Raw genomic sequence first — 9,158 nt, forward strand, 5'->3', positions numbered from 1 at the left:
CCCCTATTGCCGGTCGCTCTTAATGATCTCTGCCAGAAGCTGAGGCTCCTGCCGGATTGGCGAAGCCGATCCGGCAGGTCCGTCGGGGCACGCCGGATGCCAGGGGATGCGCCGCGGGGCGGTCCAAGCCCCGGTAGCGGTGTTCTACCGGGGCCAACGACAACGATGAGAGGCGCCCTCTGGCACCGACAGGCCCTGGGCGAGCTTGCCGGCGGCGGCCACGTGGTCCCGCGCACGACGAGAGGACCCGTACAGGCCCGTGGTGTGACAGGTGTGGTGGAGCGAGCTCAGGCGTCGGTCAGCGAAGCGTGCCGCGCGGCCATGGCCGACTTCTTGTTAGCGGCCTGGTTGGCGTGGATGACGCCTTTGCTGACTGCCTTGTCCAGCTTCCGCGAGGCGACGCGCAGCTCAAGGCCGGCGCGCTCCGGGTCACCGGCGTCCGCGGCCGCGCGGAAGCGGCGGATGACCGTCTTCAGTTCGGACTTAACGGCCTTGTTGCGCAGCCGCCGCTTCTCGTTCGTGAGGTTGCGCTTGATCTGCGACTTGATGTTGGCCACGCGAAAGAACCCCTGGTCGTCGAATCGGTATGGGCGGCGGTCGGGCACCGGCGTCGGTTCACCGCCACCGAGCGGCGTACGTCCGTCTTCCGTCCCCTGGAAAGCGAAGCCGCCCGGGAGACGTCGATAAGCCTATCAAGGTTTCAACGAGCCGCTCGCGGGCGGGCGCGGGTTCCTCCCGGCCGCGAGCGGATGTCGACGGTTGTGAGGTGCCGGCCGCGGGCACGCCCAGGCGCGAGCCTGCCGCGCCGGTGTAACGCCGGTGCAGCGCGATGGCCATCGCGATGGCCATCGCCGAGTGCTCGCATGACGAGCCTGGCACGATGGGTGTAGTGCCCCCGACGGGCGTGACCCCGCTGGGCACGGTCCGTCCTGATGAAACGAGAAGACTCCCGCGTGCCCGCAGCCTCCGGCCCCCGTCGCGTCAACCAGGCCTCGGTTGACCAGGCGTTGATCCGCAACTTCTGCATCATCGCCCACATTGACCACGGCAAGTCGACCCTCGCGGACCGGATGCTTGGTGTGACCGGCGTCGTCGAAGCCCGCAACATGCGTGCTCAGTATCTGGACAAAATGGACATCGAGCGCGAGCGTGGCATCACGATCAAGGCGCAGAGTGTCCGGCTGCCCTGGCAGGCCGATGACGGTCGCGACTACGTCCTGCATCTGATCGACACTCCTGGCCATGTGGACTTCACCTACGAGGTGAGCCGCTCGCTGGCGGCATGCGAAGGCGCGGTCCTGCTGGTCGACGCGGCCCAGGGCATCGAGGCTCAGACGTTGGCAAACCTCTATCTGGCACTCGAGAACGATCTTCAGATCATCCCCGTGCTTAACAAAATTGATCTTCCGGCCGCGCAGCCCGAGAAGTACGCGGCTGAGCTGGCGCAGATCATCGGCTGTGATCCTGACGACGTCCTGCGCGTGTCGGGTAAGACCGGGCTGGGCGTGCCCGAGCTGCTCAATGAGATCGTCCGCCGGGTCCCCGCGCCCATGGGCGACCCGGATGCACCCGCTCGAGCCATGATTTTCGACAGTGTCTACGACAGCTATCGAGGCGTCATCACGTATGTGCGGGTGGTCGACGGCCGGCTGACCACCCGGGACCGTTGCCTGATGATGTCCACGCGGGCCAGCCACGAGACCCTTGAGGTCGGGGTGATCTCGCCGGACCCGATTGCCCGCGACGGTCTGTCAGCGGGCGAGGTCGGTTACCTGATCCCGGGCGTCAAGGATGTCCGACAGGCTCGCGTCGGCGACACCGTGACATCGGCGAGCCGGCCGGCCGACCGGCCGCTGGGTGGATACCGTGATCCACGCCCAATGGTTTACAGCGGCCTGTATCCGCTTGATGGCAGCGAGTATCCAGCATTGCGCGAAGCCTTGGACAAGCTGCAGCTCAACGACGCCGCGCTGACCTACGAGCCGGAGACGTCCGCGGCATTGGGTTTTGGGTTCCGCTGCGGTTTCCTCGGGCTTCTTCATCTGGAGATCGTCCGGGAGCGGCTGGAGCGGGAGTTCGGCCTCACGCTCATCTCCACCGCGCCGAACGTGGTCTACCGCGTGCTCCTGGACGATGGCACCGAGACCGTTGTCACCAACCCGAGTGACTGGCCCGCCGGAAAGATCACCGATGTTTACGAACCGGTTGTGGAAGCGATGGTGCTGTTGCCGGCGGACTTCGTGGGGCAGGTGATGGAGCTGTGCCAGGGCCGCCGCGGCACACTGCGCGGAATGGACTATCTCTCCACAGACCGGGTGGAGCTCAAGTACACGCTGCCGCTCGGCGAGATTATTTTTGACTTCTTCGACGCGTTGAAATCCCGTACCCGCGGGTATGCCAGCCTCGATTACGAACCTGCCGGGGAACAGGCGTCCGACCTGGTGAAGGTCGACATTCTTCTGCAGGGGGAAACTGTGGACGCATTCTCCGCGATCGTGCACAGGGACAAGGCGTACGGCTATGGCGTGGCGATGACATCCCGGCTGCGGGAGCTGATCCCGCGCCAACAGTTCGAGGTGCCGATCCAGGCGGCGATCGGCAGCCGGATCATCGCCAGGGAGAACATCCGCGCGATCCGCAAGGACGTTCTCGCGAAGTGTTACGGCGGTGATATCACGCGTAAGCGCAAGCTGCTGGAGAAGCAGAAGGAGGGCAAGAAGAAGATGAAGACCATCGGCCGGGTCGAGGTTCCGCAGGAGGCTTTCATCGCGGCCCTGTCGACGGATGCCGCCCAGGCCTCGAACACCTCGAAGGGCACGAAGTAGCGGCGAGCGCCGCCTGGGCCTCATCGAGGTGACGAGGCCCAGGCGGCGCGACGCGGCCCGGCCGGGCCGCGGGCGGGGCCTGGGGGTGCCGCCTCGGCCGGGCTGTACGTGACGGGACATATTGCGTTGATCATTTGGTCGTGCTGGTCGTGCTGGTCGTGCTGGTCGTGCGGGTCGTGCGGATGGGGTTGGGCGCGGGCGGCGGCGCGTTCAGGTGATCCGGGGAGAGGGCGAGGGCAGTCGGATGGGTTCGGTGACGGGTTCGTCGCGATCGGTGGAGCCGGTTTGCGCGCCGGATCGGTACTCCGTCGCGTGGGGGGGAAGAAGGTCCTCGATGCTGTCGAGGACACCGCGCGCGGTGTCGTCATTCATGTGAATCAGCTTTCCTGACCGGGGACCACGAGTTCACGACGCTTCGTCCATATTGTCTGGTTGATTATCAACGACTGCCCAATATGATTGTCCGCCGGGTGGCGCTTCTCCCCGGGTGGTGGATGTCACGTCCGGGAGCGGTCGTTCGACCTGGCTGGCGGTCGTGATTGCGGTAACGAAAGTGGATTCAAGGGGCAGACACAGCGTTGCTGTTCGGGCACACTATGGTCATGTCACGGGTCATGTCACGCATCACCGCGGCCGCTTCCGGTCGCGGGCTGTCCGGCGAAGCCGTCCCGGCTGGTGGTGGGCTTCCAGCGTCGGCCACAAACACGGTGGGCACCCGCCCGTTCGGCGTCTACGTGCATATCCCGTACTGCACGACCCGTTGCGGCTACTGTGACTTCAACACCTACACGGCCACCGAGCTCGGCCCGGGTGTCGCGATCGGGACGTTCGTCGAGACCCTTGCCGCCGAGTTCCGCTTGGCCCGCGCCGTGCTCGGCACGGCGGACGTGCCTGTCTCCACGATCTTTCTTGGTGGCGGGACGCCGACCCTGCTTCCGATCGAGGATCTCCGGTCGTTGCTTCGAATGATCGATACGGAGTTCGGTATCGCCCCGGATGCCGAGGTGACGACGGAGGCGAACCCCGAATCCGTGGACGCGAGCATGTTGGAGCAGCTGCGCGCCGCGGGCTACACGCGGGTCTCGTTCGGTATGCAGAGCGCCCGGTCACACGTGCTTGCCGCACTTGACCGCCGGCATACCCCCGGGCGGGTACCGGACGTGGTCAGCTGGGCGCGCAAGGCGGGATTCACCCATGTCAACCTTGATCTCATCTACGGCTCGCCGGGCGAATCGGATCAGGACTGGCAGGCGAGCCTGGACGCCGTGGCCGAACTCGCTCCCGATCACGTGAGCGCGTACGCCCTGACCGTCGAGGACGGTACCCGGCTGGCCCGCCGTATCCGGCGCGGCGAACTGCTCCCGCCGGACGACGACATGATGGCCGACCGCTATCAGCAGGCCGAGGAGACGCTGACCGCGGCGGGTCTGCGTTGGTATGAGATCAGTAACTGGGCCCGCGAACCCGACGCCCGCAGCCGGCACAACCTCGGCTACTGGCGCGGTCATGACTGGTGGGGTTTCGGGCCGGGGGCACACAGCCATGTCGGAGGCGTGCGCTGGTGGAACGTCCGCCATCCGGCCGCCTACAGCGCGTTGCTCGCCGGGCAGGCGAGTCCTGCCGCGGCCCGTGAGGTGCTGGACGGCGAAGCCAGGCGGATGGAGCGGGTGATGCTCGGGGTGCGGCTGGCCGACGGCCTCGCCGTTGCCGAGCTGACCGAAGCGGGCCGCGCGCGGACCGGAGCGCTTGCCGCGGACGGGCTGATCGAGCCGGTGGCGCTGGCGGCCGGACGAGTGCTACTCACGCTGCGCGGCAGGCTCCTAGCCGATACCGTCATTCGCGGCCTTCTTCCGGACTGACCGGCACCGCTGTTCCGGGCTGACGGACGCCGCTCGCCGGGGTGGGCCTTGAGTTTCCGCACTCGGTGACGCGCTCGACCGTCTCGGCGGGAGGCCGAGACGGCTACAATTGGCACTCGAGGCAATGGAGTGCCAGGACCAAGCTGAGCTGGGTGCTGGCCTTGGTCGCCTCATGCGGTCGTGGCTGGCCTCGTCAAACGGCTTCGCCAAACGGCCTCAACGTGGCGAAGGGGTGATACGACGTGCTGGAGGAACGGCGGTTGGACGTACTGCGCGCCATCGTTGAGGACTTCGTGCTGAGCAACGAGCCGGTAGGGTCCAAAGCGTTGGCGGAGCGTCACCAACTGGGGGTCTCTCCTGCTACGGTACGTAACGATATGTCCGCGCTTGAGGAGGAAGGGTACATCACCCAGCCGCACACGAGCGCGGGGCGGATCCCTACGGACAAGGGCTACCGGCTGTTCGTCGACCGGCTGTCAGGGGTCAAACCCCTGTCGCGGGCGGAGCGGCGGGCGATCCAGAGTTTCCTTGAGGGTGCGATCGACCTCGATGACGTGGTCCGGCGGTCGGTTCGGCTGCTGGCGCAACTGACTCGCCAGGTCGCTGTCGTACAGTACCCGTCGCTGTCGTGCAGCAGCATCCGGCATATCGAGATTGTGACGATCACGCCGGCTCGACTACTGCTTGTATTGATTACCGACACCGGTAGGGTCGAGCAGCGGGTGGCCGAGGTACCCGCGCCGGTGGACGATCTGATCGTCGGCGAGCTGCGGGGAGTGCTCAACGCGGCGTTGAATGGGCGCAGGCTCGTTGACGCGCCCGACGCGGTTGCCGACCTGTCGGACGCCGCCCGCCCTGATCTGCGTCCGCATCTGAACACGTTGATCGCGGTGGTGATGGAGGCGCTGGTCGACAAGCCTGAGGAACGGGTGGCGCTGGCGGGTACGGCCAACCTGACGCTGTCGGCCTTCGACTTTGCCGATACACTGCGTCCCCTTCTGGAAGCTCTGGAGGAGCAGGTTGTTCTGTTGAAACTGATCGGCGAGGTACGCGACCTCGACACCGTCACGGTACGTATTGGTCAGGAAAACAGCATGGATGCGCTACGTTCCACCTCGGTAGTGGCCACAGGATACGGTCGCGGAGCATCCGCTTTGGGCGGCCTGGGAGTGGTCGGCCCGCGGCGGATGGACTATCCAGGGGCAATGGCGGCCGTACGAGCCGTCGCCAAGTACGTGGGTGATCTTTTGGGTGCCGACTGATGGCCACCGACTACTACGAAGTGCTGGGCGTACGCCGGGACGCTTCGAACGATGAACTCAAGCGGGCGTATCGCAAGCTCGCTCGGGAGCTGCATCCCGACGTCAACCCCGACCCGGCGGCGCAGCAGCGCTTCAAGGCCGTGACCGCCGCCTACGAGGTGCTGTCCGACCCGGAGAAACGCCAGCTCGTCGATCTCGGTGGTGATCCGCTGGCTCCCGGCGGGGGAGGTGCCAACGGGGCTCCCTTCGGGGCGGGCTTCGGCGGCCTCGGCGACATCATGGATGCCTTTTTCGGTGGCGGGGCCAATCGCGGGCCGCGCTCACGGGTCCGCCGCGGCAACGACGCGCTGCTCCGCCTCGAGCTCGACCTTGCCGAGACCGCGTTCGGAGCGACCCGGGAGATCACTGTCGACACGGCGGCGGTGTGCATGACCTGCTCCGGCGAGGGAGCGGCACCGGGCAGTCACCCGGCGACCTGCTCGGTGTGCCACGGCCGCGGGGAGATCCAACAGGTGACCCGGTCGTTCCTGGGCCAGATGGTCACCTCAAGACCGTGCACCCGGTGCGGCGCGACCGGGACCGTGATCGAACATCCGTGCCGGGAATGCGGTGGCGACGGGCGGGTGCGTAAGCGGCGCAACCTGACCGTCAAGATTCCCTCGGGTGTCGAGGACGGGATGCGGATCCGGTTGTCCGGCGAAGGCGAGGTCGGACCGGGCGGCGGGCCCAATGGCGATCTTTACGTCGAGGTGCAGGAGCGTCCCCATCCGGTCTTCACCCGGGAAGGCGACGATCTCCACTGCGAGCTGCGCATCCCGATGACGGCCGCCGCCCTCGGTACCACGTGCGGGCTGGAGACCCTCGACGGCGGCGAGACTCTCACGGTCAAGCCCGGCACCCAGCCTGGGCATGTCATCACGATGAGCGGTCGAGGGGTACCGCATCTGCGTTCGGTCGGCCGTGGCCACCTGCATATCCATGTGGTGGTGGAGACGCCGACCAAGATTGATCCTGAGCAGGAGAAGCTGCTGCGGGAGCTGGCGAAGCTGCGGGACGAGGAGCAGCCGGCGGTGGTGACCAGTGGGAACGGGACCGTCGACGGGCAGGGCTTCTTCTCCAGGCTCCGCGGGGCACGTGGCACGCGGTAGATGGCTGCGGTGGGCCGGGTGGGAGCCGCTGGGGACGGGACCGGGACGGGGGGAGTCGACCGCTGACAGCGCCCCTTTTTCAGCAGGGCGTGGTGCCGGACGAACGGGAGCTGACGCTGTCCGGCCCGGAGGGCCGTCATGCGGCGACGGTCCGCCGGCTGCGTCCTGGTGAACGCGTGGATATTACCGATGGTTGTGGTGTGGTTGCTGAATGTACCGTGCTGCGCTGCCGGCGCGACGAGATCGACTGTGCGGTCGAGCGCAGGGTTGTGTATCCGGAACCCACTCCTCGGCTGGTCGTGATCCAGGCGCTGGCCAAGGGCGACCGCGGTGAGCTCGCCGTCGAGCTCATGACCGAGGTGGGGGTCGACGAGATCGTCCCGTGGTCGGCCGCCCGCTCGATCGTCCGCTGGGAGGGGGAGCGCGGTGTCCGGGCACACGCGCGTTGGTCGGCCACCGCGCGGGAGGCCGCGAAGCAGTCACGGCGGGTCTTCTGGCCCCAGCTGGCGTGCCTCGCGGACACCGCCACGGTCAGTGCCCGGATCGCGGCCGCGGACGTCGCGGTGGTCCTGCATGAGGAAGCGAGCGAACCGCTCGCCGTGGGGCTGCGGGCGGCCGGGGTGACCCCCGCCCGGCCGCGGCCCGCCGCGCCAGCGGAGGCCCAGCTGCCGGCACCGGCGGGATCGTTGGAACCGGGATCGTTGGAAATCGTGCTGGTGGTGGGGCCGGAAGGCGGGATCACCGGAAGTGAGCGTGAGGTGTTCGGCGCGGCCGGGGCCGTGCCGGCTCGGCTTGGCCGTACGGTGTTGCGGACGTCGACCGCGGGGGTTGTCGCGGCTGCGATTGTGTTCTCTCATACCTCCCGCTGGGATCGGTAGACCGACGGTGGCGCGATGCGGGTTTTCGGTATCCGACCGATGGCTGCCGAGGATCGTTAGACTAGGGGCCGTACTGACTCATGTCGTTTGAGAGGTCTCGTGGCCGCAGCCGGCCGCAACCCATGACCGATTCCATTTCCCCGTCCGACCAGCGGACCGTCACGCGCATCGTCGTCCCGGCCGTGCACAGCATGGTGAGCTTGCTGGGCCACCAGGACGAGTTGCTCCATGTCATCGAGCAGGCCTTACCGTCCGATATTTACGTCCGGGGCAACGAGATCACTATTACCGGTCAGCCGGGCGAGAACGCCTTGGCCGCCAAGCTTTTCGCCGAACTGATCGCTTTGTTGGAGTCCGGCACGGAACTGACGCCGTCCCATGTCAACCACTCGTTGTCGATGTTGCGCAGCGGCAGCGAGGAGCGGCCGGCCGAGGTTCTCACCCTCAACATCCTGTCCAGTCGGGGGCGGACGATCCGCCCGAAGACGTTGAACCAGAAGCGGTATGTGGACGCGATCGACGTCCACACGATCGTGTTCGGCATCGGCCCGGCTGGCACCGGCAAGACCTATCTGGCCATGGCCAAGGCCGTGCAGGCGTTGCAGTCCAAGCAGGTGAACCGGATCATTCTGACCCGGCCGGCGGTCGAGGCGGGGGAGCGGCTGGGTTTCCTGCCCGGCACCCTTTATGACAAGATTGATCCTTATCTGCGGCCGCTGTACGACGCCCTGCACGACATGGTCGACCCGGACTCGATCCCACGACTGATCCAGAGCGGGACCATCGAGGTCGCGCCGTTGGCGTACATGCGTGGCCGGACCCTGAACGACGCGTTCATCATCCTGGACGAGGCGCAGAACACCTCCGGTGAGCAGATGAAGATGTTCCTCACCCGGCTCGGTTTTGGCTCCAAGATCGTTGTTACCGGGGATATCACCCAGGTGGACCTGCCCAGCGGCACCCGCAGCGGTCTGCGGGTGGTCCGGGAGATTCTCGACGGCGTCGAGGACGTCCACTTCGCGACCCTGACCAGTACGGACGTGGTGCGTCACCGGCTGGTCAGTGACATTGTCGACGCCTATGCCCGCTGGGACGCGGCAAGCGCACCCAGCCCGCGGCCCGCGCAGGCCGGTCGCCGAGACCGACGATGACCAGCGCTCGACCGGCGCGGCCGGGCGCGACCGGG

General features: G+C 67.0%; 8 protein-coding genes. 6 read left to right on the top strand and 2 right to left on the bottom strand.

Annotation, left to right across the window (positions count from 1 at the left end; all coding sequences use genetic code 11):
• Nucleotides 1-287: 287 nt before the first annotated feature.
• Nucleotides 288-557 carry a 30S ribosomal protein S20 gene (rpsT, locus tag MJ783_RS02880; protein ID WP_239308347.1) on the bottom strand — a complete coding sequence of 90 codons (270 nt, stop codon included), beginning with the start codon at nucleotides 555-557 and terminating at the stop codon, nucleotides 288-290.
• Between the two features lie 396 nt (nucleotides 558-953).
• Here rpsT and lepA point away from each other — a divergent pair, with 396 nt between their 5' ends.
• Entirely contained in the window at nucleotides 954-2,825 is a 1,872-nt protein-coding gene (gene lepA / locus MJ783_RS02885) for a translation elongation factor 4 (protein WP_239308348.1), read from the top strand.
• Between the two features lie 210 nt (nucleotides 2,826-3,035).
• Here lepA and MJ783_RS02890 read toward each other — a convergent pair whose 3' ends face one another.
• Nucleotides 3,036-3,197 carry a hypothetical protein gene (locus MJ783_RS02890; protein ID WP_239308349.1) on the bottom strand — a complete coding sequence of 54 codons (162 nt, stop codon included), beginning with the start codon at nucleotides 3,195-3,197 and terminating at the stop codon, nucleotides 3,036-3,038.
• Between the two features lie 242 nt (nucleotides 3,198-3,439).
• Between MJ783_RS02890 and hemW the strand changes: the two genes are divergently transcribed.
• The 5 genes from hemW to MJ783_RS02915 all read left to right on the top strand — a co-directional run bounded on the left by hemW (nucleotide 3,440) and on the right by MJ783_RS02915 (nucleotide 9,123).
• Nucleotides 3,440-4,684, top strand: coding sequence for a radical SAM family heme chaperone HemW (gene hemW, locus MJ783_RS02895; protein WP_239308350.1), 1,245 nt, complete (start codon nucleotides 3,440-3,442; stop codon nucleotides 4,682-4,684).
• A gap of 242 nt (nucleotides 4,685-4,926) precedes the next feature.
• Nucleotides 4,927-5,946 carry a heat-inducible transcriptional repressor HrcA gene (hrcA, locus tag MJ783_RS02900; RefSeq protein WP_239308351.1) on the top strand — a complete coding sequence of 340 codons (1,020 nt, stop codon included), beginning with the start codon at nucleotides 4,927-4,929 and terminating at the stop codon, nucleotides 5,944-5,946.
• The gene (gene dnaJ / locus MJ783_RS02905) at nucleotides 5,946-7,094 is read left to right on the top strand and encodes a molecular chaperone DnaJ (RefSeq protein ID WP_239308352.1); all 1,149 of its coding nucleotides are present in this window, start codon (nucleotides 5,946-5,948) and stop codon (nucleotides 7,092-7,094) included. The genes hrcA and dnaJ overlap by 1 nt, the downstream gene beginning before the upstream one ends.
• Nucleotides 7,095-7,186: 92 nt before the next feature.
• Nucleotides 7,187-7,972 (top strand): 16S rRNA (uracil(1498)-N(3))-methyltransferase, encoded by a 786-nt coding sequence (locus MJ783_RS02910; protein WP_239308353.1) that lies wholly within the window; start codon nucleotides 7,187-7,189, stop codon nucleotides 7,970-7,972.
• Between the two features lie 122 nt (nucleotides 7,973-8,094).
• Nucleotides 8,095-9,123, top strand: a complete 1,029-nt coding sequence (locus MJ783_RS02915; RefSeq protein WP_239308354.1) for a PhoH family protein — start codon at nucleotides 8,095-8,097, stop codon at nucleotides 9,121-9,123.
• Nucleotides 9,124-9,158: the final 35 nt, after the last annotated feature.

The organism is Protofrankia sp. Cj3 (assembly GCF_917627355.1).
Taxonomy (GTDB): Bacteria; Actinomycetota; Actinomycetes; order Frankiales; family Frankiaceae; genus Protofrankia.